Raw genomic sequence first — 26,101 nt, forward strand, 5'->3', positions numbered from 1 at the left:
TTGGAGCGAGATAAATGAAAATTGGTATGTCCATTCAGCAAGAAGCATTGCAGAGCAGTATCCCGGCTGAACAAAAACAAGTTTACACCGCTGGTTTTCCAAGCCTTGATCTTTATGTTGATTATTTACAATCACTTGGTGTTTCGAGCATAGAAGTGCGCATATATAAGCAAACTGCTAGTTATGAAGATTATCATGAGGCACTTGCAATGATTCAAAGCAAAGGATTGAATATTACCATTCACGGGGAACTGAGTCATACGATAGTCGGTAGTCAAGTCTATACCGACTATCCCCCACTTCTTCCTTTACTTGAAAACTTGAATAAGCCAATAACAATGCCGATCCACGCAAGTCAAGGTGATGAAAGGAATGGGAATTACGCTGCTCGTACAGCACAAATATTGCATAGATGGGCGAATGAATTAAATTCTCGAACATACCAACTTCAATTTGCCCTTGAAAATAATAGAGTGAAAGAAGTGACAGATCCAGGTAATACACTTAATGGTGTACTTGAAATGGTAGAAGCATTAAATCGTCCAGATGTGGGCATCTGTTGGGATATGGGACATTATTTTTCAAACTTGCTTAATGGTAAGGAAAATGCTCCAGCGATTTTTGAAGAGGATCCTTTATTGAACAGATTTTGTAAACGCGTCGTTCATACACATATCCATGGAATCAATTTAGCGCGAACAACCCATTTTCCGATTCAGAACGAAAAGAATCTCCCTCTTCAATCATTTGTTCAACTGTTAGAACAGAACAGGTACAAAGGCATATACAATTTAGAACTATCACTTGAACGGTGGCCACAAGAAGATAATGCACCGGAATTGATTGCAGAAACGGTCAATTATTTACAACGTACGATTGCTTCATGTAGGAAAGGAACGAGATAAGCTATGCGCAAGTATGGAGTACTGATTCGAAAAAAAGTCCAGAATCCAATCTTTTTATTAACCATCATTATATTAGCCTTTCTCGCTTATACGATTATTTTTCCTTTAGGAGAAATTATTGCCTCGACATTTATGAATGTAAAAGGTACGGATGGCTTTACATTCGAGGGATGGAAATCTGTGTTTGTTAGTGATATTAGTCAAGCTTTGCTCTATAGTCCGATTCTCCAAACATTTCAAATCGGAATTTTTGTCTCTATCCTTTCACTAATCCTAGGATCGCTTTTAGCGTGGGTTGTGATTCGCACTGATTTGAAATATAAAAAGGTGATTAGCTTTCTACTTATTTTGCCTTATATGCTACCATCCTGGTTCAATGCATTCGTTTGGCTCATCATCTTTAAAAATGATCGAATTGGTGGACGCGCAGGACTGATCCAAGCAATCTTTCATGTAAGTCCCCCTGATTGGCTGTCATATGGAGCCGTTCCGATCATTCTATCACTTTCAACCCATTATTATATTTTTGCCTTTCTCCTAGTCGGAGCAGCACTTAGCTCGATCAATTCAGATGTTGAAGAAGGCGCCACAATACTCGGGGCCAATACTTGGAAAGTTCTTAGAAAAATAACCTTCCCCCTTGTTTTACCAGCAATTGTTTCTGCCTTTATTTTGATCTTTTCTAAGTCGATTGGTTCTTTTGGTGTTCCTGCCCTACTTGGCTTACCTGTAAGATACTATACATTATCGACGATGATTTACAGTAATATTTCCACAGGTCAACAGGTATATGGATTTATTCTCAGTCTTGTCCTGATTGTTAGTGCGATTGTTGTCATTTATTTCAATCAGAAAGTAATCAGTCGGCGCAATTACACGACGATCGGTGGGAAAGGTTCCAAGCGTAAACTTATTCGTCTCGGAAAATGGCGTTTATTTACGCATGTCGTCATTTGGCTTTTCATCTTTTGTTTAAGCATTCTCCCAGTATTATTACTGGGGATCCAAACACTTTTATTGAAAGATGGCGTTTATCGTCTAGATAACTTAACTTTACATTATTGGATTGGACAATCTGATCCAGCAATTGGGAACGGGATTCTAGGTGTATTACAAAACGAGCGGATCTTTAGTGCCTTTAAAAATACTGTGATGATTTCATTTTTTGCAGCATCCATTGCGGCATTTATCGGGCTTGTCATTGGTTATCTTATTACGCGTAATAAACAAAAGTGGACATTTAAGTTGATGGACCAGCTTTCATTTTTACCAATTTTGATTCCTAGCATTGCCTTTTCAGCCATTTACTTATCGATGTTTTCAAAACCGAGCTTATTCTTACCATCCCTTTACGGAACGATGGCCATTCTCGTATTAATCACTGTTGTCAGTGAATTGCCATTAACAACGAGAACAGGTACAAGCTCGATGATTCAAATCGGCAATGAACTCGAGGAAGCTGCCAGTGTCCTTGGTGCGTCTTGGCGAACAAAATTCAGGAAAATTATTCTGCCTTTGAGTCGGAAAGGGTTATTAAGTGGGTTTATTTTAGTATTTATTAGTGCGATGAAAGAATTGGACTTGCTCATCATGCTTGTGACACCAAAGACAATGACATTAACAACCTATACATTCGATTTACAAGAGCAAGGATATACACAAACAGCGAATGCGATTGTATTCATCATTGTCATGTCGATCATTCTAGTCTATGTCGCTGTCACTGTTTTTGGGAAAACCGATATTACGAAAGGAATCGGAAAATAAATGGGAACGATAAAAATTAAAAACATTCATAAACACTTTGGCAAATTCCATGCCTTAAAAGGGATTGATTTAACCATTCATAATGGGGAATTTATGACATTGCTTGGTCCTTCTGGCTGTGGTAAAACGACTTTTTTGCGTATTCTAGCAGGTTTAGAGGATCCTAGTGAAGGAGATATCACAATCGACGATAAAGAGATTGTCTGTGTTTCAAAGCATTTATCTCTTCCGGCAGCTGAGCGCAATTTAAATCTTGTATTTCAAAGTTATGCACTGTGGCCGCATTTAACTGTATTTGAAAATGTCGCATTTGGCTTAAAAATTAAAAAGATGCCAAAAGAAACCATTAAACAAAAAGTCCAAGAAACATTGGAGCGGCTGCAAATTGCCCACCTCTCTGATCGTTCACCAGGTGAATTATCTGGTGGTCAGCAGCAACGGGTAGCCATCGCTCGAGCAATCGTAACCGAACCAAAAATCCTACTTCTAGATGAACCATTATCCAATCTTGATGCTAAATTACGCATCGAAATGCGTAGTGAACTAAAAAGACTACATCATGAATTAAAAACGACCATCGTTTATGTGACCCATGACCAAGTTGAAGCATTAACACTGTCAACGAGAATTGCCGTCTTTTTTGAAGGGAAATTAGTACAAGTGGATACACCACAACAATTATATAAATACCCACAAGATTTACGTGTTGCCCAATTTATCGGGAACCCAACCGTTAATTGTGTCGAAGCAAAGGTAAATGATGAACAAATGACAATAAGTAGTCCGCTCAGCTCCTTTTCTTATAAGACAAAAATCGGGCTACCAACCGTGACCTTAGCAACAAACCCAGAAAATATCGAAATTGTTCATGAATCTGTGCCAGGTGCGATCAAAGCAGAAGTATATTCCGTGCTACCAGCTGGCTCTGAAACATATATTCAGGTGAAAGTTCCGCAAACCAAAACAATACTGTCAATTAAAGAAATGGGAGAAGCATTATATGAAATTGGCAGTACCGTATGGATCAAAACCAATATCGAACGATTAAATATCTTTGATCCTGGATCAAATGGAAAAATCGATGTCCAACTTCGTCCTGTGATCTCCGGGCAGATCGAGCGGACAAAGATTGATTTGCAATTAAGTAAGACCTTTTCCATAGGCACATTCAGTTAACAGGATATACCCAGGATTTGCAACCTTAAAGGAGAGGGAAATGTTGGTCTTTTAGAATATACTAAAAAGGAGAAGTGGTCTAAAACACTTCTCCTGCAACCTCTCCCCACAGGGGGGTTGTCAAATCTTAATAATGGTTAATCTTGTTGAGAACCACCCATTTGCATCACTTCGGGGATGGCTGAATTTTATGCTTGCTTCATATCATGATAATGGCGGATCACTTCTTGAGCCAGTTCATTTGCCTCATTAAGACCACATACTTCTTGAAGGACACGTACTATACCTTGTTCTTCTAGCATAGTTTGTAGCTTCATAGCTTCTTCATCTTCCTGATGGTCAAAAAGCAAGGCAGCCGCAATCGCTTTTGCTAGGTTTGTATAGGATAGTCCTGCTTTTTGCGCTTGGACAGCAGGACGGATCAGCCGATCATCTGGACCAAGCTTTCTAAGCGGAGAACGTCCGACCCTTGTCACACCATCTTTTAAATGGGCATTTTCAAAACGACTGATAATTTTTTCAATGTATTGTTGATGCTCATCAGGATTCAAATTGTATTCATGGATTAAATAAGCACCGGTCTCTTTCAATGTTGCTTTAACTTGGTTGTATATAACTTCGTCTGCCAATGTTTCGTCAATGGTTTCTTTATGAGCAAGATAACCAAAATACGCAATCACTGCATGACCTGTATTAACGGTGAACAATTTTCTTTCAATAAAGGGGGCCAAATCGGGAACAATTTTCATTCCCTCAATAGGAGGAATTTCCTCTGTTGCCTCCACCACCCACTCATGGTAAGGCTCTACAAGCACATCCAAACTTCCTTGATTATGCTGTATCGGTACAATTCGGTCAACCGCTGAATTTAGGAAGGCAACATTCGCGAGAACCTTATTTTGATCTGTTTCGTCAAGATGTTCCATAATATACCCTTTTAATAAATCAGTCGCTGAAATTTGATTTTCACAGGCAATGACATAGAGTTTTTCTTTATCTTCATTGACTCTTGCGACTAAGCCTTTGGCAATCAGTGGAGCGATCCGGGGGAGAATATTAGGCCCAATCGCTGTTGTTAAAAAGGCTGCTTCCTTAATTGCATCAATGACTTCCTTTTCTTGATTCATATTATTCAACCCAGATACATTCTGAATATTCATTGTTTGTTCTTCATCGATAGCAAGCTTGACATTGTATTGTTTATCTTCATTTAGTTGATTAATGATTTGTTCAGCAATGTCAACAAACACTACATGATAGCCTGATTGGGAAAATAATGCTCCGATAAACCCTCTACCAATATTTCCTGCTCCAAAGTGCACAACCTTTTTCATCAAATCATTCCTTTATCAATTATTTTTAAAATTGGATTGAAGATATCGAACTAAAATGGTCTCCAACCTTTTATAGATCAATTCCTCATTTGCGGAAGTAAAAACGAGGAGGGCTTCATTGGACTCGATAATATTCGTACTGATGAGACTAATAATCTCATGCTCTCGATGATTTAATTCAAGAGGTACAAGCATAAGAAGTAAGTTTTTCATCACAACATCTTTTCCATCCATCCCTTTTACAACACAAGGATTTGGTAAATGAGCAATTTGGAAAATCAATTGCTTAACATGTTTGTCTCTTGTATGGAAAAGAGCAAGATTGGTTTCCGGGATCCCTAGTCCGCCCTTTTTCTCCCGCTCTTTTAATGCTTGAAGAACAGCGGCTGGATCTGAAAGTAAATCTTCTGCTTCTGCTTTCAATAGCATTTTTTCTAATACTTGCTCTTCTGTGGTTGTATGTTCCATTCGATAAAAACGAAAGTTATCGATTATTTCTTCTATACTCTTCTGAACGGCCTGCAAATCTTCTAGTAAATCAGACAACCCAACAGGCTGTTCGCCAGGAAGCAGTGAGATATCTGCTCTTGTTATCTTTTGGTAACGCCTGCCGATAGTAAGATTCTCTAAATTTTTTTGCAGAAAAGTTTTAATCGTACTTATATTTTCCTCACTTAAAAGAGGATTTACTAGAATATATTCGACATTCATAAAAGGAAGCCTGACAGTCGAAATGATTAAATCATACGCACTTAAGTCAACCTGTGTGGTGATATCTTTGATGGATCGAATGTCAATGCTGTCAATCTCTGTTATTTCCTTTTTAACCCTACTCGCCAACATTTTCGAAGTTCCAATTCCTGTCGGACAGATCACAAGTGCTTTTATGGAAAATTTCTCCTCCTTCATTACTAAAGCTGAACCGAAGTGAAGAACCATAAAAGCTATCTCATCATCCGGAAAGTTTTTAACCTCTTGAAATTCTTTCTCTAGACTGTTTTTAACGGCCATAAATAGAACCGGATATTTACGCATAATTTCTTCTTTTAATGGATTAAAAGCTTCCATATTTTGCTTAATCCGGAATAAGGACGGCTCCATATGGGCAATCAATCCCTGAAACAGAGAAAAATCATTCGTCAAATCGAGATGAATTTGGTCTGAGACGGATTGAATGACATTACTAATTTTCTGTGCAAGCACGACACTATCATAGGGGACTCCTTGTACACTCAACAGTTTTGTCCCTTTAAGGACAGTGGCCAAATATTGAATATCACTCTCAGAAATGCTGATATGAAATTTTCCTTCTAGCCGCTGACTTATTCTACGCATAACGTCTATTTCCGCAGCAACCTCGCTATTGGATGACCAAAAGTTTTTCTCAATTTTAAATTGGGACTCTGCCCGTTGCAATGTAATAGTCGTATGTAGAACTAGCTCTAGATAGCCACGATCGGCTGGATGGAGAGATTCATTATGAATAGCTGAATTGATTAGGAAAATCACTTCTCGCAAATAATGAGCAATAAAATAATGGAGAATTTTTTCTTCTTGCATATTTCCACTTTCTAGCAAATAGAGAAACTCAATCAGCTCTTCATTAAAGTATTGGAGGAAAAAATTGGCCAATGCACGACGTTTGTTCACTTCACTCCCAGATAATTCAACACCTATCCCTCTTTTTCGCAAAAGTCTAAGCTGAAATGGGCTAATCCATAGTGAAAGTTCATCTAGGTATGTCGTCAATGTTGTTGTACTTATCCCAATTTCATTGGCCAACACCTGCGTTTTATATACATCTTCTTCAAGTAATGCTAGTAAAAGTCGCAATACTTTTTCCTTCTGTGGCTGATCAACGGGTTCTATCGTTGTCAAAAATTGCACCAACCGAAATATTTGCTCATTTTTCCCTTCAATCGAAAGGCCTTGATGACTATCACGCGCCAGCTTCAGACCAAATTGCTCAACGATTCTTTCCACTGATTTTAAATCACGTTGAATCGTCCTTTTACTTACATTTAAGGAAGTAGCAATCGAAAAAGCAGTATGTTTTCCAGAAATTTTAATGATCTGTTCAATAATTGATTTTTCCCTCGAGGTAATATACATAGCTTCCTCTCATTTCTATGTGATAGAAACATACAAGAATGAAGAACAAAAGCGCAAGCGCCCGTTTAGCGACGTACAAACTTTTTAAGCTTCTGACGAGATAAAGGATACACGGCGAAGAATGAGCCGATGTTGACTTATCGTAGGAAGAAGCTGAAAGTTTGCTAGTCGCTGGGCGCTGGAGCTAGACGACAAAACTCAAAATTATAACTTATCCACAAGCGACAATTTTTTATAGTTTCCTTAACAAAAACAAAAGCACAAGCGCCCGTTTAGCGACGTACAAACTTTTTAGGGGCCTGACGAGATAAAGGAAACACGATGAACCCGAAGGGTGAATCGATGTTGACTTATCGTAGGAAGGCACCGAAAGTTTGCTGGGCGCTGGAGCTGGACGTCAAACCTTCCTGTTAGAACTTATCCACAAGCTAGGATTTTACAAATGCCTGGTGTGTAATAGAATAGCGCGGGCCTCGCACCATTCTATTCATCAAGTAACATGTTTTTATTTTTCCCCAATTATCGCAATAATTTCTTCAGCGCTTGTAGCATTTACCATTTTCTCTATATTTTCCATATCCGAACATGTTTGCGCAATTCCAGATAATATTTCTAGATGGGTACCATCCTTACCGGCAATCCCAAAGATCAGACGGGCCTTTTGACCATCGAAATCTACCCCATTCGGCACTTGAAGAACAGTAAAGCCTGATGCGATGACATCTTTTTTCGCTGCTTCGGTACCATGTGGAATTGCAACATCATTCCCCATATAAGTTGAGGTCATTTCATCTCTTTCAACCATCGCATCAATATAGCTTTCTTTTACATATCCTGCATCAAAGAGGACCTTTCCAGCAAAACGGATGGCTTCTTCCTTATTGGCAAACGCCATATTCAAGAAAATATTTTCCGAACGAAGCAAATCATCATCATCCTGAGCCGTTTCTGACTCCTCGTTCACATTTTCCTGCTCTTCTATCGCATCCATCGCTTCATTAGGCTCTGCCTTTTCAGCATCTTTTAACGTATGAATTAATTTATCATATTCTGGGCTTGATAGAAAATTATCAACAGAAATGTGATAAGCATTTGGCACTTTATTCTGCGCTCTTGAAGTTAATTCTTCTTGAGTGATGACAATTTGCGCATCAGCCGGTAAATTGCTAATCGCCGCATTACTTACAGAAATATCCAAGCCCGCTTCTTTAACTTTTTTGCGTAAAAGGGAGGCTCCCATCGCACTGGATCCCATTCCAGCATCACAAGCGAAGATAATCTTCGATACATCGTGAGGGACTGTTTCTTGCTTCGCAGTTAGAGCACTTGCCACACTGCTTTTCTTCCCTTTCATTTCTTGCATTTTTTGACTTGCCGCTTCGATATCTTCTTCTTGTTCTTTTCCAGTTTTTAGTATAAAGGCTGAAACAGCAAAAGAAACGACTGTTGCGACTAACACAGCTGCATAGTTCGCAATATAAGCACTGAAATGGTGCGGCGTGACAGCAGTGATCGCAATAATACTACCTGGTGAAGATGGAGCGAATAAACCTCCATTCAATAGAACTAAAGTAAATACACCACTCATCCCACTAAGAATAACAGCCAAGAAAAGCATCGGACGCATTAAGATATAAGGGAAATAAATTTCATGAATTCCCCCGAGGAAGTGAATGATTCCTGCTCCCGGAGCAGACTTCTTCGCCGTTCCCTTACCAAAGATCATATAGGCAATTAAGACACCAAGACCTGGCCCAGGGTTTGCTTCTAGGAGGAACAGAATTGATTTTCCAGTTTCTTTTGCTTGTTCCACTCCAATAGGTGATAAAATACCATGGTTTACAGCATTATTAAGGAACAACACTTTAGCCGGTTCAATTAGAATGCTAGTTAATGGGAGTAATCCCATTCCTACCAACCAATCAACACCTGCTACAAGCCAGCCTGTAACGACCGTAACAGCAGGACCAACACCTAAGAAAGCAAAGATCGCAATGATTCCACCGAGAATACCCGCTGAGAAATTGTTAACGAGCATTTCAAATCCAGCACGTACTTTCCCCTCAATCAGTTGGTCAAATTTCTTAATAACCCATCCACCAAGAGGACCGATGACCATGGCACCGAGGAACATTGGTATATCTGCACCTACGATGACCCCCATCGTAGCAATCGCACCAACAACCCCTCCACGCTGATCATGAACCAACTTACCACCTGTATATCCAATTAAGATGGGAAGTAAATACGTCACCATCGGATCAACCATTTTGGCAAGGCTTTCATTTGGCCACAAGCCATCAGGAATAAATAAAGCCGTTATCAGACCCCAAGCAATAAATGCCGAAATATTGGGCATAACCATCGAGCTGAGGAAATTACCTAGCTTCTGAACAGCTACTTTTATATTAGATTGAGCCATTTACTCTCTCTCCTTCAATATATATATTTCATTAATATCGTAGCTCACAAAGAGAAGAGGATCAATAAAGTTAAAAACTAACTTTGACGCACGCTAAGTGACAAAATTAGTTTTACTCAAAAAATATGAACTGATTCATCATTTCCAGTCTCATTAACCATTTATTAGAAATAAACAAAAGGAATCAAAGAAAAGGGGTTACTTTCTCTTTATACCATTTAAATCACTATTTTTCTATATAAAACGGGTTGTTCACTTAGGAAATGGGGAACTTCTTAACTGATATGGGGTTCTCTTCATAAGATATGGGGATTTTTATTTTTTAATGGGGTTCTTAACAAAACTATGGGCTTTTCAACAAAGTAATGGGGGACTGCTGGGAATTGGGGAACTTCTCAACTGATATGGGGTTCCCTTCATATGAAATGGGGAGGTTTCCTTTTTAATGGGGTTCTTAACAAAACTATGGGCTTTTCAACAAAGTAATGGGGGACTGCTGGGAGATGGAGAACTTTTTCTAAGGGATGGAGTTCTCTGTATGGGAACAGCACGATCCCTTTGTTTCTACAAAGTGTTCAAATAGCCACTCCAAACTATACAAACACGATTATCGAAGTTTATTTGAACTCAATTTTCTCTTTCGACTCCCAAACATTATAACGTTATGTTGACTCAACGAAAAATAAGTGGTAATCTTTGATTACGATGAGTTGGGTAAGCGTGAACAAATGCTTACTGACTAAGACTTATCAAAAGGGATGGTTTTAAATGACAGCTAGATTTGTTCTACAGAATGTAAGAATGATAGATGGCAGCTCTGTAGATATAGTTGTAGAAGATAAAAAAATTGTTGATATTGGGCCTCCGGGTACCGGTATTGGCGGAACAATCATTGATTATAAAAATAATGCTTATGTTTCCAGTGGTTGGATTGATATGCATGTCCATGCTTTTCCAGAATTCGACCCATATGGAGACGATATTGACGAGATTGGTTATAAAACCGGGGTAACGACCATTATAGATGCTGGAAGTACAGGGGCTGATCGGATCCACGACTTAGCCCGTAATTCGAAAGAGTCGAAAACGAATGTATTCGCCTTCCTAAATATTTCACGAATTGGGTTAAAGCGAATTGATGAATTATCGGACCTCTCCTTGCTAGATGAAAATGAATTAAAAAGAGCCGTTGAAGAAAACAAGGAATTTATTGTCGGTCTGAAGGCAAGGATCAGCAAAAGTGTAGTTGGTGGCAATGGCGTAGAACCGTTAAAAATAGCACGTGAATTTTCCAAGGTTACAGATTTACCGCTAATGGTCCATATTGGATCAGGTCCTCCACATATAAATGATGTACTGGATTTACTAAAGAATGGCGACGTTATTACCCATTATTTAAACGGGAAATCCAATAATTTATTTGACGAAACTGGAAAACCACTACCTAAGTTTCTTGACGCAATCAATCGTGGGGTTCATTTAGATGTAGGCCATGGGAATGCAAGCTTTTCTTTCAAGGTCGCAGAACAAGCGCAAGAATATGATATTCACTTTAATACAATTAGTACAGATATCTATCGAAAAAATCGTTTGCATGGACCTGTTTACAATATGGCAAGTATCCTAACTAAATTTTTATATTTAGGCTATTCATTAAAAGAGATTATTGAGGCAGTAACGGTTCATGCTGCAAACTGGTTAAAAAAGCCTGCTCTTGGCCGGATTTCAAAAGGAGATATCGCAAATCTGACCTTATTTTCAGTAGAGGATGAGGCGATGGATTTAATAGATTCTGAAGGAGAAAAGCGCAAGGCAGACCAAAAGATTGTCGTAAAAGGAGTGGTGATCAATGGAGAATACATTGAATGCTAAATATGGTTTAAAAAGAGTGATTAACGCAAGTGGGAGAATGAGCATTTTAGGTGTTTCTGCTCCAACAGACACTGTGATGGAAGCGATGAAAACCGGTGGACAGAATTATGTGGAAATTGCCGATTTAGTGGATAAAGCAGGTGAACATATTGCCGGGCTCCTCCACTCTGAAGCAGCGGTCGTTGTCAACTCCGCTTCCAGTGGAATTGCTCTTTCTGTCGCAGCGATTGTAACCGAAGGAAAACGCCGAAAAAGTGAAAAACTGCACCAAGAGGCAATTCAAAAAAATGAAATCATTATGCTAAAAGGTCACAACGTCCAATATGGTGCACCGGTAGAAACGATGGTTGCTCTTGGTGGTGGAAAGCTTGTTGAGGTTGGCTATGCCAATGAAGGGAAAGCTGAACATATCGCTGATGCGATTGGTGAAAATACGGCTGCGATATTATTTGTTAAATCTCATCACGCAGTGCAAAAAAACATGATTTCAGTTGAAGAGGCCTGGGAAGTGGCACAAGCCAATCATGTTCCATTGATCGTTGATGCAGCAGCCGAAGAGGATTTGAAAAAATACGTCCAGATCTCTGATTTAGCCATTTATAGTGGCTCAAAAGCGATTGAAGGCCCAACATCTGGAATTGTGGCCGGAAAGAAAGAATATGTCGAAGCGGTCAAATTACAATTACATTTTATTGGGAGAAGCATGAAGGTCGGAAAGGAAAGCACCTTTGGGTTATTACAAGCATTGGATGAGTATTTCGTCAAAAAAGATCATAGCGAAGAAGAAAAAGCAAGCCTTCAAGTGCTTAAATCGCTTGAAACAATAGACGGTGTGAACGTAACCATTGTTCAAGATGAAGCTGGACGCGCAATTTTTAGAGCGCGAATTCAGATTGATCCTTCCGTTACAGGAACAACAGCGAAAGAGGTAAATGACAAGCTGCAAAATGGGGAGATTGCTATTTATACTCGTGATTACGGTATTCGCCAAGGCTTCTTTGATATTGACCCTCGTCCATTACAAGGGGATGACATCTATGTCATTGAAACGGAACTAAAGGCCATTTTAGGAGGAAGAAAATAATGACGATAGAAAAACGATTTTATCAAAATAGAGTTGCTTTAAATGTTTTGGCTAATAGTGTTGAAAATGCAAAGGAAGTCTTTGAAGCTGCTGAGGGACATGTTTTGGTTGGAGTGCTTTCAAAGGACTATCCTACAGTAGAGAAAGCTGTCACAGCAATGAAAGAATATGGAGCTGCCATTGATGATGCTGTTTCGATCGGATTAGGCGCTGGTGATAATAAACAGGCAGCAGTTGTTGCTGAAATTGCTAAATATTATCCTGGCTCTCATATTAATCAGGTTTTCCCAGCAGTGGGAGCAACACGAGCAAATTTAGCTGAAAAAGAGAGTTGGATTAATTCCCTTGTATCCCCAACAGGTAAAGTGGGATATGTGAATATCTCTACCGGTCCGATTAGCGCTGGAATTAGCGAGACTGCGATTGTTCCCGTTAAAGCTGCTATCGCACTCGTTCGCGATATGGGCGGCAATGCATTGAAATACTTCCCAATGAAAGGGTTAAAACATGAAGATGAATTTCGTGCTGTTGCCAAAGCTTGTGGTGAGGAAGGATTCGCTTTAGAACCAACTGGCGGTATTGATTTAGACAACTTTTCCCAAATATTAGAAATTGTTCTTGAAGCAAAAGTGCCGAAAATTATTCCACATGTATATTCCTCCATTATTAACAGTGAAACTGGGAAAACAAATGAGGAAGATGTAAGGAAGCTACTATTGATCACAAAAAAATTAGTTGATCAATATGCCTAAAAAAATAATCGCATTTGGAGAAGTAATGATGAGGTTGCAAGTGCCAGGTTACGAATTACTGGCACAAGCAAACACCTTACAATACTCCTTTTCAGGCACGGGAGTAAATGTTGCTTCTGCAATGACAAAGCTTGGGCATGAGGGATATCTTGTGACAAAGCTGCCGGATAACCCTTTAGGTGATGCAGCGATTTCTTTCCTGCAACGCTTAGGAATTAGGAAAGACTTCATTTCTAGAGACGGAAAATATATTGGGATGTATTTTCTCGAAAACGGCTTTGGACAGCGCTCAAGTCGGGTGACCTATACAAATCGCCTAGAGAGCACCTTTAATACGGCGGATATTTCCGACTATAATGTGGATTTGATTGCAGAACATGCAGATGTTATCCACTTTTGCGGGATTACACTTGCGATGACAGATAAAGTTCGTGAAAGCATGAAGCTTCTAGCCAAAAAGGTAAAGGAAAAGGGTGGGATTGTTTGCTTTGACTGTAATTATCGCCCTTCCTTATGGGACGGAGGCTATGCAAAGGCCAAGCCTCATTATGAGGAGATGCTTTCATTAGCTGATATCGTCATGATGAATGAAAAAGATGCGCTGTATATTTTAGGAATGGAAACAGCGAAGGTCACAAGAGAAGAACAGCTTCAAGAACTCATTCCGAGAGTAGCGGAAAAGTACAACATTCAAACAATTGCAGGAACACATCGTGGAGTGAACAAAGACAATACCCATTCTTTACTTGGGTATATGTATAAAGATAGGACATTTGTATTTTCAGAGAACATTACCTTTTCCGTATATGATAGAATTGGAGCTGGAGATGCTTATACCACTGGTATTCTGCATGGTGAATTATCTAGCTTTTCACCTAAAAAAACAGTTCAGTTTGCAGCATCTGCAGGTATGTTGGCATGTACCATTGTCGGGGACACCCCTATGTCAACAGAAGCAGAAATTTTGTCAGCTATGTCAGGAAAAATAGAAGATATAAAGAGATAAAGGTAGGAGATCGGGAATGAATGTTAATAGAAAAAAAGGACCATTGTATTTACAAATCAAGGAGATTTTGAAGGATCGTATCCTACATGGTGTTTATGCGATTAACAAAAACATTCCCTCCGAACCTCAATTAGAAAAAGAATTTAATGTGAGTAAAATTACCGTAAGAAATGCCATTAAAGAACTTGTACAAGAAGGCTTTCTTGAGAAAAAAAGTGGTAAAGGAACAAAAGTGATTGCCAATGTTTCTAATGCAATACTTTCAAAAGGAAAGCGATTTACCGAAATTTTAGTAGAAGAAGGTCACAATATTACCAAGGAAATTGTCGGCATTAAAAAGATTACTTTATCTCCGGAAACACGACTCTATTCTTTGTTTGGAGAACACTGCCTGCAAATTGACCGAATTTACCGATTGGATCATGAACCATATATTTACTTCACACATTATATATTACTTGAGATCACAGATGAGGAATTAAAAGATACTCAGATCAATTCTCTGTATCGTTTTCTAGAGAAAAATAATATTCGTCTGGAAACATTTCGGGATGAATTTACTGTTTCATCGGCACCTAAGCATATTAGTGAAACATTAAAATTAGAAGAAAATACTGTTATATTAAAAAGAATTCGCCACTCCTGTGATGAAGAGGGAAATGTATTGGAATATAGTGAAGGTTACTATAACACAATCAAACAAAACTATATTGTCACCTATGAATAAAGCAATATTTTTACATCAAGGATATTTACTCACGAACGTGCAAACGTTTCCGTTAAAGGGGAGAAATCAACATGAATCTATATCTACTCGGGATTACAATAATCTCCATTGTCATCGTTATTTTAGGAGTGTCATGGTGGAAATGGCATGCATTTATAAGTTTAACCGTCGCTAGCTTATTTTTAGCGGTGTTTTCTGGACTACAATTGGACGAGATTGTTGGCGCTTATGAAACAGGTGTTGGCGATGTACTCGGACATCTTATCGGGATATTAGCATTGGGAACCATTTTAGGAAAAATGATGTCCGATTCTGGCGCGGGAATGCAGGTAGCAGATTTCTTTATTAAAAGATTTGGTAAAAACAAGCTTCCATGGGCTATGCTCCTGTCAGGGTTTATTATCGGGATTCCTGTATTCTTTGAAGTTGGCTTAGTTATTTTACTTCCTTTAGTTATTTCTATCCGCAAATCAACTAAGCAAAACATCTTATTAATCGGAATTCCAGTTCTAGCTGGTCTATCCATTGTACACGGATTAGTCCCACCCCATCCTGGTGCAATGACAGCTATTGGTATTTATGATGCAAATATGGGACGTGTTCTGCTTTACTCCTTAATCATTGCTTTTCCAACAGCAGTTATTGCCGGACCTATATTCTCAAAATGGATTCATAAGCGGGTGATCCCGGCTAATGAACCGGAACTCATTCGCGTTGAAACAAAGGCAGCCAAAGCATTACCAAGCACAGGAATTTCATTTATGATCATTTTATTGCCTGTTATCTTAATGGCTTTCACTGTACTAGCACCATATCTTCCATTACCAGAGCTTCTTGAGAGAATCCTCTTGTTTATCGGAAGTCCTGTTATCGCTTTATTAATTTCATGTTTTGCAGCCTACTATTTCTTAGGATTCCGTCAGGGAATGGATAAAACATTAATAAAGAAATTAACAGACGAGTGTCTGTTGCCATTGGCTTCGATCATTCTTATCATCGGCGCCGGCGGTGGATTTAAGCAAATTCTCATTGACAGTGGTGTCGGTACTGCCATCGCTACAATGTCTGAACAAATTTCCTTATCACCTATCGTCCTTGCATTCTTAGTTGCAGGCTTAATCCGAGTTGCGACTGGTTCAGCAACCGTTGCCTTGACAACAGCAGCGGGAATTGTCTCCCCAGTTGTGGCAAATATGACAGGTGTGAATTTAGAATTACTTGTTATTGCCACAGGAGCGGGTTCTTTAATGTTATCGCATGTAAATGATGCTGGCTTCTGGCTTGTTAAAGAATACATGGGCTTAACGGTGAAGGAAACATTTAAAACATGGACAGTAATGGAAACAATCCTTGCCTTTGTTGCCTTTGGCCTAGTCCTAATTTTAGATATCTTTATTTAAAACATACTAAAATAGTGGATAAGATCATCGAAGGGTGATCTTATCCACTATTTTCTTTTTTAGCGTTATAGTTTTAAAGTGAAAAAAGCTTGAATAGCCTTCAGGTTCTCGATTCCGAAAATCAAGTTTCTTCACTTGGCTTTGTCATTTAGCGGCAAGTTTTATTCCAGCCGCTTGCAAGTAAAGCCTTCATTCGGACATGGAATAATATTACTTCAAATAAAATGACTGACTCAACAGATCAGTACTACTCGATCCAACCAATACTTTGAATTCTCCAGGATCACTTTTAAATTCTAAATTTGCATGATGATAGCGAAGCATCTCTTCTGTAATCGAGAAGCTAACAAGCTTGCTTTCATCGGCTGGAATGAATACCTTTTGAAAAGCTTTTAGTTCTTTTACCGGACGTACAACTTCCCCTACTAGATCACGAATATACAATTGGACAATTTCTTCCCCTGAATAATCGCTTTGGTTTTTCACGAGTACTTGTACATCAATTGATCCACCAGGTTTAAGCTCATTTGCTGATAGTTGTAGAGATTCATATTGAAAATCGGCATAACTTAATCCAAATCCAAATGGATATAATGGTTCATTTGGAGTGTCAATATATCTTGAGTAAAAACGCTCTGTACTCCCTTCAGGTAGGGGACGACCTGTATTATACGCATTATAATACACAGGTATTTGCCCCGTTGTCCGTGGAAAAGACATGGTTAATTTTCCAGAAGGATTGACCTTTCCAAATAATAGATTGGCTATTGCTGTCCCACCCACAGATCCAGGATGCCACGCTTCTAGGATTCCATCCGCTAATTCCGCTACTTCCGTCAAATCAAGCGGACGTCCATTAAACAATACAACGGTAATCGGTTTTCCAATCTGTTTTAATTCCCTTAATAGTTCGAGTTGATTTTCAGGCAATGTAATACTAGATCGACTCCTCCCCTCACCACTTCGGTCACTTCCTTCTCCAAGGGCAAGGATAATATGAGTCGATTCTTTTGCTACATTTACAGCTTCAGTAAGTGCTGTTTCTTGCCTATCATACATAGGACAGCCTAAAGCATATGTATAATCGGAGGTATGCTTCGCTATTCCAGCTTTTAAAGTGACAGCTTCTTCTTTTTTACCAAAGATAGACCATTCTCCAAGAATATCTGGATTATCGGCATACGGTCCTATCAAGGCAATCTTGCCGCCTCGAAGAGGTAGGACATCATTATTTTTTAATAACACACAACTTTTTTCCGCCGCCTCTTGAGCTACTTCTTTATGTTCCGGACAAAATAAATACTTGTTCTGCTTCTGAATACTGGCACCTCTATAGGGATTTTCAAAAAGTCCTAATTTGTTCTTTAGGTTAAGGATTCGGAACACCGCTTCATCAAGCAGATCTACGGAAACTTTCCCTTCGCCAATAAGCTCTTTTAAGCTATTTTCATAGCATAAGCTCATCATTTCAATATCGACACCAGCATACATTGCTTTTCGGGCAGCCTCTTTCTGATCTGCTGCAACTCCATGAGGGATAAGTTCCTCCACAGCTCCGTAATCAGAAATGAGTACACCATCAAAATCAAATTCTTTTCGCAAAATTTCTCTCATCAATTTTTGATTGCCAGAAGCCGGAATGGAATCAATTGTATTAAAAGCTGTCATAACTAACTCACATCCAGCTTCCAAAGCAGCTTGGAAAGCGGGGAGATAATTTTCCCTTAATTCGCGTTCAGATAAATCGACCTTATTATAATCACGCCCACCTTCCACTGCCCCATATCCAACAAAATGTTTCACACAAGCTGCCACTCTCTCCCCATCAGCTTGTAGGTTCTCCCCTTGAAATCCACGCACACTGGCTTTGGCAAACTCTTGATTTAGAAAAGAATCCTCTCCTGGCGACTCCATCACACGTCCCCATCGAGGATCCCGCACCAAATCAACCATCGGCGCAAAAGTGACATGAATTCCTGCACTTGAAGCCTCTTTAGCGCTAATTGTTTGAGCCCGCTCCACAAGCATTGGATCCCATGAGGCTCCTAACCCCAATGGGATCGGAAATATCGTACGGAAACCATTAATGACATCTGCCATAAAAAGTAGTGGGATTTTCATTCGACTTTGCGCTAAATAACGCTCCTGGATCTCTTTGTTTCTCTCTGCCCCCGCACTCCCTAAGACAGATCCACTGTAATTGATAGACTTGGAACTAACCTGCAAATCATCAGGTCCTGTCACAGGATCCTTATTATTATTTGTTGCATAGAAATGACCAGCAAATTGCATAAGCTGACCGATCTTTTCATCTAACGTCATCTTTGATAAAAGCTTCTCTAACTTCTGCTGTTCCATCGATTATCTCTCCTAGCATTTATGTCCAATAATGTATGTTTGAGAGTGAATAGGATATATATTTATAACCTCTAAAACGTTCATTTCTACGATCTAAAAGCACTCATTTTTTGGGAATCTGAATTAGCCCTCTTCCAAGTTTTCATTGGCGCCATATGGAATGCCTAATTAGTAGTGGTAGCACTTTCCCTGTTAACTCCTTTTCTTCCAACTAACCTGTCAGAAAGGAAATCCTGTTTATGAATGGGCAAATTATAAGTTAATGAGAAATTACTTTACACCGTTATTGTCTATGATTCTATTAATCCCAATTTGCCTAGATTATCATAGCTCATTTTTAGACTTTCAAATGGATCCCGATCACTTGCATCCTGCTCAACAATTAACCATTTCGTACCTATTTGTTCTGCAACATTGGCGATCGCTTTGAAATCGAGCATACCTTCCCCAATTTCCGCAAAAGGTTCTTTCATTCCCGAATTAAATAATTCAGATTGGTCGATAAATCCTTCTCCCATGCCACCAGACACTTTCTCTCCACCCAGTTTCATATCTTTAATATGAAGGAGGGGAACACGATTATTCCATTTACTGATATAACTTACAGGATCCACTCCACCTCTTCGAATCCAATACGTATCAGGTTCAAATTGGACAAGTTCAGGGTCAGTCTCACGTAATAGAATATCTAATACATATTCACCATCTGCTTTGCAAAACTCCCAATGATGATTGTGATAGAGAAAAGTTACTCCATGCTTACGGAATTGTTCCCCTATTTTATTCATTTGCTTCGCCTTTTCTAAGACATCCTCTTTTGAGGTAAAGAACGCAGAAATAGTGGCATATTTTTCGGCATTCATTTCGTTTAGATAATCGACTGTTTTATCCACTTCTATCTCCAATGAATTAAATCCAACATGACACCCAACAACTTTAAGTCCTAAACCAGTCAATAATTCCTTTTGCTGGGAAATGGTAATTCCATCTGGTGGGGGCCCTAGCTCAATTCCTTTATAGCCGATCTCCGCCACCTTTGTGATCGCCCCTCTATAATCTTTGGTCAATGCTTCACGAATCGTGTATGGTTGAACACCTATAGGAAACTTCTTCATCTCATCATCCCTTTCATGAAAATCCAATTGACTAGTCTAGTTGATTATCTTTTAGCCCGACTGGCAAAGCGGCTGGGCGATTAACGGTAGAAGCAATATGAATATGTTTTTCCTTTTCCGATGCTTCAAAAATACCTAACGAAACATCTAAAATATGTTTTGCCAATTGGCCACTCGCACGATGTTTTCTCCCTGATTGTAGTGCGTAAGCCATATCAGCGACACCAATCCCCCGACTATTTTCACTAAAGCCATGCGTCAGTGGGATTGTTTTCGTTTCAAAATTTGGATATTGAATCTCGACGTCTACAACTACTGGAAATTCTGGGAATGGGCCAAAGAAGTTTGGATCTGGCACAACTAGATTCCCTTTAGTTCCAAATATCTCCACTTTCGGTTTATAGCCAAAGCTCTCTTTCGTTGCCTGTAAATTTGCCACAACACCATTATCGAAATCTAATGTAGCAGCAACATTCGTAGGGGCCTCAACAGGGAACGTCTCTCCGAATCGCGGAGAATCTTCGTTTGTAATCGTCACTTCTTCATATAGCTTTTGAGCAGAGCCTGTTACCCTTTTGATCGGACCTAGCATCGCCACTAATGCCGTTAAATAATACGGCCCCATATCCATGATGGGATCACCACCGAGTTTAAGGAAGTTTTGCACATTGGGATGATTTCCGTTAGCTGGTGTACCTAAAATAATCGAAGCATTCGCAGCAAACGGAGTCCCTATCTCACCATCTTCAATTAACTTAATACACGTTTGCATACTGGCTCCAAGGAATGTATCTGGTGCACACCCTACAAGCAAACCTTTTGTTTCTGCAAGATTTAGAATCTTGTCTGCATCTTCCCGAGTAAGGGCGAATGGTTTTTCTGTATAGACATGTTTTCCAGCATTAAGTATCTGCTCATTAACAATTGTATGAGCTACAGGAGCTGTTAGATTTAGAACAATTTCAATTTCAGGATTTGCCAATAATTCTTCAACAGAACACGATGTCGGAACATTAAATTCCTTGGCACGTTTAGCAGCAAGCTCAGGAACAAGATCTGCAACCGCTACGACCTCTAAGACATGATGAAAAACTTGCGTACAATTTTGTAAATACACTTCACTAATCATCCCACAGCCAATAACACCTATTTTGATTCGCCTCATCTCTCTCCCCCATTCTTAACTTTTATAAAATTTATACAAACTTGTCTCACAATAGCACCCATCTATAGAAATTATTTGTTATTTTATTCCTGATACATTAAATCCTTCGATAAGATGTTTTTGGAAAATAGTAAAAACAATTAAAATCGGAATAACCATTACTGCTGAACCTGCCATCTGTAAACCATAATTCGTTGTATGCTGATCTTGTAGGAGAGATAGACCAACGGATAAAGTATATAAAGATTCATCATTAGCGATAATCAATGGCCAGAGGAAGCTGTTCCATGCGCCAATAAAGGTTAAAATTACTTGCACCGCAAGAATGGGCTTGGACAAAGGGATAATCAATCTTAAGAAAATATAAAATTCCCCAGCTCCATCCAGTCGCGCGGCTTCAATCAAATCATCTGGTATGGTCGTCATAAACTGCCGAATTAGAAAAATATTAAACGCGGCGATCAAACCTGGTAACACAATCCCGGTCATCGTGTTCGTTAATCCCATTTCATTCAAAATTAAATAAGTTGGAATCATCGTGATCTGTCCTGGTAACATCATGGTGATGAGCACGATGATAAACCACGTTTCTTTCCCACGGAACTGAAATTTTCCAAATCCATATCCTGCCATCGTATTCAATAACAAACCGAACATGGACCAAACAACAATGATTAATGTGTTCAATAAATAAACATCAAAATTAAGATTTTGGAAGAGTTCGATAAAGGTTTGGATTGTTGGGTGCTCTGGAATTATCGTTGGCGGAATTCTAAGCACTTCACTATCATTTTTAAAGGAACTGAGCATCATCCAAACAAACGGCAACGCAACTAAGATACTACCAATCAAAAGAACTACTATGACCAATGACCTCTCCCACTTATTCTTTACCTGCATAATTGTCACCTCACCCTTTTTGGTCTATTTTTCTAATTTTAAATTGAATAATCGTTACCACGATAATGATCGCAAAAAGGACGAATGATCCAGCCGCACCGTATCCAAATTCATTATATTGAAACCCTTCCTGGTAGATGAATAATGCCATAGAATTCGTGCTATTAAGCGGCCCTCCTTCTGTCATAACAAATGGTTCTTCAAAAAATTGGAACCAACCAATCATCGTAGTCACGACAACAAAAAAGGTGGCAAAACTTACGGAAGGAATCGTAATCTTCGTTAACTTTTGCCATCTATTCGCTCCATCAATTTCAGCAGCTTCGTAATACATTTTCGGGATCGACTGTAATGCCGCTAAAAAGATCAGCATGCTGACGCCATTACTTTTCCATACCGCCAGCAAAATAAGTGATAGTTTTGCAATTTTGCTGCTTTCTAGCCATGGAACCGCGCCAATATCAAATAGGGAAAGAATATAGTTAAATAAACCGTATTCATTGTTATAGAGGAAGCCCCAGATGACGGCAACAGCGACAATATTTGTAACAGACGGCATGTAAAATATCACCCGAAAAACCGATGATAACCAATTACTTACAAGGTTTAAGAGAAAGGCAATAATGAACGAACTCCCAACTGCCAAGGGCACCCCAATGATTACGTAAAAGAAAGTATTATAAATAGCTTGTAAGAATTCCTCATCTTTAAAAAGCTCGATATAGTTTTCTAAACCTGTAAAATTAATTTGCGACCAATCGGCGAGCCCAAGTAAATCCATATCAGTAAAACTTATCCCCGCCGCAACAATAATCGGGAAAAAAGAAAAAACGATCAATAATAGGACAGCCGGCATAATGAAAAAGAAAGGAGTCATTTTCATCTTTAGTTTATTCATCTCGTCCCCCCTAGGAATGATTTTGATCTAGGGCGTCACGCTAATGAGTCCGCCCTAGATTCCTCTTAATCCTTGAGAATCTTTGCAACTTTTTGATGCAAATCATTCAGTGCCTTATCAATATCTTCTCCACCCCGAGCTACTTTCTCGAGCATTTTCTGGATTTCCTGTCCAACTTTCTCGCCCCCATGAATCGTAGGTGGAGCCTGAACAGATTCCAGTTGTTCACCAAAGGTAGAGATCATCGGATCATCAGCTAAAAGAGGATCTTCCCAAGCCTCTTTCCTAGAAGGAAGCTCATTTTTCACTTTATACCATGAAAGCTGTGTTTCTGGCTCTGACATCCAGTTGATAAAATCAAGCGCTTGTTCCACATTATCTGAGCTTTTAAAGATCGTTATTTGTGAACCACCAATCATCGAACGATTCGTACCGCCATCTGGCATTAAGCGGACATCCCAATCCCCTTTGATATCAGGGGCTCCATCTTCAATTGTTTTAATATCCCATGGTCCACTAAAGAACATCGGCTTCGTACCATCACTGAAAGCCTGAGCCAATTCCTTACCTTTTTCAACTTGCGAATATTTATTATCATAGAATGTCTTATAGCGTTCTATCGTTTGTTTAAATTCTGGTTTTGTAAAATTGTCTGCCCCTAAATCAGGCTCATAATCCCAGCCATGTTGCCAGGCGAAAGAATAGACTAAATTAGCATCAGTTAAAGTTAAGTCGACAGCATAATTCCCTTTCCCACGCGCTGCAAGTTGTTTCGCAGCATCCTCTAAGTCATCCCATGTTTCTGGACCGTCGGGGTAACCAACATCTCCCAATAAGTCTTTGCGGTAAAAAAGCAAGCGGGTATCAACATGCCAGGGAATACCATATGTTTTTCCATCAAATACACTTGTTTCTAGCGCACCATCAAAAAAGTCATCTGATGCTAGATTAGGATATTCATCTAGATAATCTGTCAAATCTACGAACGTATTCGCATCCACAAATTCCTGCATCCAAGTTGTACCCATAAGGATGATATCTGGTCCTTTTCCGGAAGCAACAGCAGTCAATAATTTATCATGCCCCTTATCCCATGGGATCCCTTGGATTTTGACTTTTACTCCTGTTTCCTCTTCATATGGTCCAACTATCTTTGTCCAATCAGAGTTACCCATTTGCCATACATTTAAAGTTTTACTCGATTTACTATCCGATTTATCACCGGAAGATTTATTAGAATTTCCCCCACACGCACTAAGAACAAGAACTGCACATAGCAACATAATCGTAAAAAGCTTGATATTCATCTTTTTCATCTTTACAACACCTCTTTTTTCGCATATTTTAATATTTTGTAATCATCTACTTAAAGATCTTCCCGCGGCTCCAATAGACGAAATAATCAGTAAAAAATTACGGCAATCATGCTGTTAAAGGCATGAAACAGATGAATCCACAGTTTGGATGAAACAATAGATTCATAGAGACAATGAACCAACAGACTTCTTCCCCTTCAATAAATCTAGGCGAATATAGCGCTTTCTCTCTTAGTCCAATTGAGCCTCCCTTTTAAAAAGTTTGCTGAAACGTTTCCACAAAAGATTATAAAACACATCGAAAGCGATTTCAAATACTTTTTAAAAATCTTGATAAATCAACACTTAAGTCAAATACACTTTAGAGACAATCCTTAATTGTTGAAACGTTTCTACAAAACATCTAGGAATTCTCATGATCCTAATGTATAATCAACTTGTACACTGATTAAATTCAGATTCCACTAAGTGAAACGTTTCTACAAAGGATGCGCATAATAAATGTCAAAATATAAAGATTTTGTTTATAATTTAAATAAAGATTGCTTTAGCACGTAAGGAGAATCAATTTCATGGTGAACATTAAAGATATTGCCCAAAAAGCGGGGGTTTCGATTTCGACGGTATCCTATGCTTTAAACGGAAATACGAGAGTCTCTGAAAAGACGCGCTCCAGAATTTTAGAAATCGCCAATGATCTCAATTATATCCCCAATGCTGCAGGGCGAAATTTAAAAAAGAAGGAAACGAAAGTAATTGGGGCGTTTATTAATGATTATACGGCACCAATATTCGGTCAAATTCTCCAAGGTATGCGGGAAGCGTTAAACGCTCATGATTATGAATTGGTTGTATGCAGTGGAATAAAATCGCATCGTTTTATCCCTGAGCGCATGTTCGATGGTGCGGTCATCTTAGACATTTCCTTTCCGAGCGAGAAAATAATGGAATATGCCAGTCGAGGTCATAAAATGGTCGTCTTGGATCGTGAGCTAGACCATCCAAACATCCAGCCAGTCCTACTTGATAACCAAAATGGCGCAAAACTAGCGATTGAATATTTGATCCAAAAAGGTCATCAAAAACTATATATTGTCAAAGGACCTGAAAATAACTTCGACAATAGAAAGCGTCTCCAATCTGCTAGACAAGTAGTAAGCCATCATTTACATGTCGATTATACTGAGATTAGTGGGGACTTTGATAAGGAAAGCGGGAAACGAGCCGCACAACAAATTGTTCAGGAATATAGAGAACCTGTCGCTGTATTTTGTTTTAATGATGAAATGGCCATTGGCATGTATCATGATCTACTCAAGACGGATTTGCGTATTGGCGAACATATTCATATTATTGGTTTTGATAACATCGAACTATCCCAATACATCCAACCGACATTAACGACCATTGGTTATTCACGACAACATTGGGGGAAAGTAGCAGCGGAGCAATTATTAAACATGATCAATGAAAAGCCTGTAAATGAAGATCTCATTAGTGTAAAATTGATTGAAGGAAATTCCGTAGAAGAAAGATTGCAGGATTATCTTTGAAATTTAAGGAAGCATCCGCAGTAGAACTTTTTGCGAATTTCTTAAATTGCGATCAGAAATTTGATTAGTAGCATAAGGAGAAAAACTTTTTTAGTATTTTCTAATTAAAGCATACCGAATGAAATTCTATAAAAACATGCTCAATAAATGCCCTAGCAGCTTTTCAAAAACTGCTAGGGCATTTATTTCGTAATAGACATTACCAGTTCGGGGTTTGCATCTACTTCTCTTCCCCTTCT

The 26,101-nt window shown here is 39.0% G+C and carries 19 protein-coding genes; 10 read left to right on the plus strand and 9 right to left on the minus strand.

What is annotated here, in order from left to right; all coding sequences use genetic code 11:
- Window positions 1-14 precede the first annotated feature (14 nt).
- From J2Z23_RS13835 to J2Z23_RS13845, 3 genes are read left to right on the plus strand one after another with little or no spacing between them, the layout of a single operon-like run.
- Complete coding sequence (locus J2Z23_RS13835; protein WP_057984781.1) at window positions 15-905, plus strand: sugar phosphate isomerase/epimerase family protein; 891 nt, start codon at window positions 15-17, stop codon at window positions 903-905.
- 3 nt (window positions 906-908) lie between these two features.
- Entirely contained in the window at window positions 909-2,672 is a 1,764-nt protein-coding gene (locus tag J2Z23_RS13840) for an ABC transporter permease (RefSeq protein WP_057984779.1), read from the plus strand.
- Window positions 2,673-3,848 carry an ABC transporter ATP-binding protein gene (locus J2Z23_RS13845; protein WP_057984777.1) on the plus strand — a complete coding sequence of 392 codons (1,176 nt, stop codon included), beginning with the start codon at window positions 2,673-2,675 and terminating at the stop codon, window positions 3,846-3,848.
- Between the two features lie 188 nt (window positions 3,849-4,036).
- Here J2Z23_RS13845 and J2Z23_RS13850 read toward each other — a convergent pair whose 3' ends face one another.
- From J2Z23_RS13850 to J2Z23_RS13860, 3 genes are all read right to left on the minus strand, one after another.
- Window positions 4,037-5,182 (minus strand): mannitol-1-phosphate 5-dehydrogenase, encoded by a 1,146-nt coding sequence (locus tag J2Z23_RS13850; protein ID WP_057984775.1) that lies wholly within the window; start codon window positions 5,180-5,182, stop codon window positions 4,037-4,039.
- Window positions 5,183-5,197: 15 nt separating this feature from the next.
- Complete coding sequence (locus J2Z23_RS13855; RefSeq protein ID WP_209974271.1) at window positions 5,198-7,294, minus strand: BglG family transcription antiterminator; 2,097 nt, start codon at window positions 7,292-7,294, stop codon at window positions 5,198-5,200.
- Between the two features lie 505 nt (window positions 7,295-7,799).
- On the minus strand, window positions 7,800-9,716 hold the full coding sequence (locus J2Z23_RS13860) for a PTS mannitol transporter subunit IICBA (RefSeq protein ID WP_057984771.1): 1,917 nt from the start codon (window positions 9,714-9,716) through the stop codon (window positions 7,800-7,802).
- 768 nt (window positions 9,717-10,484) lie between these two features.
- On the opposite strand from J2Z23_RS13860, the gene J2Z23_RS13865 reads away from it, so the two are divergent.
- The 6 genes from J2Z23_RS13865 (at window position 10,485) to J2Z23_RS13890 (ending at window position 16,557) form a co-directional block, all read left to right on the plus strand.
- Window positions 10,485-11,588 carry an amidohydrolase/deacetylase family metallohydrolase gene (locus J2Z23_RS13865; RefSeq protein WP_209974273.1) on the plus strand — a complete coding sequence of 368 codons (1,104 nt, stop codon included), beginning with the start codon at window positions 10,485-10,487 and terminating at the stop codon, window positions 11,586-11,588.
- Window positions 11,566-12,672, plus strand: a complete 1,107-nt coding sequence (locus J2Z23_RS13870) for a DgaE family pyridoxal phosphate-dependent ammonia lyase (protein WP_057984767.1) — start codon at window positions 11,566-11,568, stop codon at window positions 12,670-12,672. The genes J2Z23_RS13865 and J2Z23_RS13870 overlap by 23 nt, the downstream gene beginning before the upstream one ends.
- Window positions 12,669-13,424, plus strand: a complete 756-nt coding sequence (dagF, locus tag J2Z23_RS13875) for a 2-dehydro-3-deoxy-phosphogluconate aldolase (protein ID WP_128738698.1) — start codon at window positions 12,669-12,671, stop codon at window positions 13,422-13,424. The genes J2Z23_RS13870 and dagF overlap by 4 nt, the downstream gene beginning before the upstream one ends.
- Window positions 13,417-14,430, plus strand: coding sequence for a sugar kinase (locus J2Z23_RS13880; RefSeq protein ID WP_057984763.1), 1,014 nt, complete (start codon window positions 13,417-13,419; stop codon window positions 14,428-14,430). The genes dagF and J2Z23_RS13880 overlap by 8 nt, the downstream gene beginning before the upstream one ends.
- 16 nt (window positions 14,431-14,446) lie before the next feature.
- On the plus strand, window positions 14,447-15,157 hold the full coding sequence (locus tag J2Z23_RS13885; RefSeq protein WP_209974275.1) for a GntR family transcriptional regulator: 711 nt from the start codon (window positions 14,447-14,449) through the stop codon (window positions 15,155-15,157).
- Window positions 15,158-15,228: 71 nt separating this feature from the next.
- Window positions 15,229-16,557, plus strand: a complete 1,329-nt coding sequence (locus J2Z23_RS13890; protein ID WP_057984760.1) for a GntT/GntP/DsdX family permease — start codon at window positions 15,229-15,231, stop codon at window positions 16,555-16,557.
- Window positions 16,558-16,767: 210 nt separating this feature from the next.
- Here J2Z23_RS13890 and J2Z23_RS13895 read toward each other — a convergent pair whose 3' ends face one another.
- From J2Z23_RS13895 to J2Z23_RS13920, 6 genes are all read right to left on the minus strand, one after another.
- A complete protein-coding gene (locus J2Z23_RS13895) occupies window positions 16,768-18,915 on the minus strand; it encodes a glycoside hydrolase family 3 N-terminal domain-containing protein (RefSeq protein ID WP_057984758.1) in 2,148 nt (715 codons plus the stop codon).
- A gap of 290 nt (window positions 18,916-19,205) precedes the next feature.
- Window positions 19,206-20,030: a sugar phosphate isomerase/epimerase family protein gene (locus J2Z23_RS13900; RefSeq protein ID WP_057984756.1), complete on the minus strand. Its 825-nt coding sequence runs from the start codon at window positions 20,028-20,030 to the stop codon at window positions 19,206-19,208.
- A 31-nt stretch (window positions 20,031-20,061) separates the two neighbouring features.
- On the minus strand, window positions 20,062-21,195 hold the full coding sequence (locus tag J2Z23_RS13905; RefSeq protein ID WP_057984754.1) for a Gfo/Idh/MocA family protein: 1,134 nt from the start codon (window positions 21,193-21,195) through the stop codon (window positions 20,062-20,064).
- A gap of 78 nt (window positions 21,196-21,273) precedes the next feature.
- Complete coding sequence (locus tag J2Z23_RS13910; protein ID WP_209974278.1) at window positions 21,274-22,095, minus strand: carbohydrate ABC transporter permease; 822 nt, start codon at window positions 22,093-22,095, stop codon at window positions 21,274-21,276.
- A gap of 10 nt (window positions 22,096-22,105) precedes the next feature.
- Entirely contained in the window at window positions 22,106-22,993 is an 888-nt protein-coding gene (locus J2Z23_RS13915; RefSeq protein ID WP_057984750.1) for a carbohydrate ABC transporter permease, read from the minus strand.
- A gap of 65 nt (window positions 22,994-23,058) precedes the next feature.
- The gene (locus J2Z23_RS13920; RefSeq protein ID WP_057984748.1) at window positions 23,059-24,309 is read right to left on the minus strand and encodes a sugar ABC transporter substrate-binding protein; all 1,251 of its coding nucleotides are present in this window, start codon (window positions 24,307-24,309) and stop codon (window positions 23,059-23,061) included.
- Window positions 24,310-24,881: 572 nt separating this feature from the next.
- Between J2Z23_RS13920 and J2Z23_RS13925 the strand changes: the two genes are divergently transcribed.
- A complete protein-coding gene (locus tag J2Z23_RS13925) occupies window positions 24,882-25,862 on the plus strand; it encodes a LacI family DNA-binding transcriptional regulator (RefSeq protein ID WP_057984746.1) in 981 nt (326 codons plus the stop codon).
- Window positions 25,863-26,101 lie beyond the last annotated feature (239 nt).

Origin of the sequence: Lederbergia galactosidilytica, assembly GCF_017873565.1 — a bacterium.
Classification (GTDB): Bacteria; Bacillota; Bacilli; order Bacillales; family Bacillaceae_C; genus Lederbergia; species Lederbergia galactosidilytica.

Coding starts and splice junctions, on each gene's coding strand:
- J2Z23_RS13870 (WP_057984767.1), top strand. CDS start 11,566: ATGGAGAATACATTGAATGCTAAATATGGTTTAAAAAGAGTGATTAAC.
- J2Z23_RS13845 (WP_057984777.1), top strand. CDS start 2,673: ATGGGAACGATAAAAATTAAAAACATTCATAAACACTTTGGCAAATTC.
- J2Z23_RS13905 (WP_057984754.1), bottom strand. CDS start 21,195: ATGAGGCGAATCAAAATAGGTGTTATTGGCTGTGGGATGATTAGTGAA.
- J2Z23_RS13910 (WP_209974278.1), bottom strand. CDS start 22,095: ATGCAGGTAAAGAATAAGTGGGAGAGGTCATTGGTCATAGTAGTTCTT.
- J2Z23_RS13920 (WP_057984748.1), bottom strand. CDS start 24,309: ATGAAAAAGATGAATATCAAGCTTTTTACGATTATGTTGCTATGTGCA.
- J2Z23_RS13850 (WP_057984775.1), bottom strand. CDS start 5,182: ATGAAAAAGGTTGTGCACTTTGGAGCAGGAAATATTGGTAGAGGGTTT.
- J2Z23_RS13855 (WP_209974271.1), bottom strand. CDS start 7,294: ATGTATATTACCTCGAGGGAAAAATCAATTATTGAACAGATCATTAAA.
- J2Z23_RS13900 (WP_057984756.1), bottom strand. CDS start 20,030: ATGAAGAAGTTTCCTATAGGTGTTCAACCATACACGATTCGTGAAGCA.
- J2Z23_RS13925 (WP_057984746.1), top strand. CDS start 24,882: ATGGTGAACATTAAAGATATTGCCCAAAAAGCGGGGGTTTCGATTTCG.
- J2Z23_RS13860 (WP_057984771.1), bottom strand. CDS start 9,716: ATGGCTCAATCTAATATAAAAGTAGCTGTTCAGAAGCTAGGTAATTTC.
- J2Z23_RS13835 (WP_057984781.1), top strand. CDS start 15: ATGAAAATTGGTATGTCCATTCAGCAAGAAGCATTGCAGAGCAGTATC.
- J2Z23_RS13885 (WP_209974275.1), top strand. CDS start 14,447: ATGAATGTTAATAGAAAAAAAGGACCATTGTATTTACAAATCAAGGAG.
- J2Z23_RS13895 (WP_057984758.1), bottom strand. CDS start 18,915: ATGGAACAGCAGAAGTTAGAGAAGCTTTTATCAAAGATGACGTTAGAT.
- J2Z23_RS13865 (WP_209974273.1), top strand. CDS start 10,485: ATGACAGCTAGATTTGTTCTACAGAATGTAAGAATGATAGATGGCAGC.
- J2Z23_RS13890 (WP_057984760.1), top strand. CDS start 15,229: ATGAATCTATATCTACTCGGGATTACAATAATCTCCATTGTCATCGTT.
- J2Z23_RS13880 (WP_057984763.1), top strand. CDS start 13,417: ATGCCTAAAAAAATAATCGCATTTGGAGAAGTAATGATGAGGTTGCAA.
- J2Z23_RS13840 (WP_057984779.1), top strand. CDS start 909: ATGCGCAAGTATGGAGTACTGATTCGAAAAAAAGTCCAGAATCCAATC.
- J2Z23_RS13915 (WP_057984750.1), bottom strand. CDS start 22,993: ATGAATAAACTAAAGATGAAAATGACTCCTTTCTTTTTCATTATGCCG.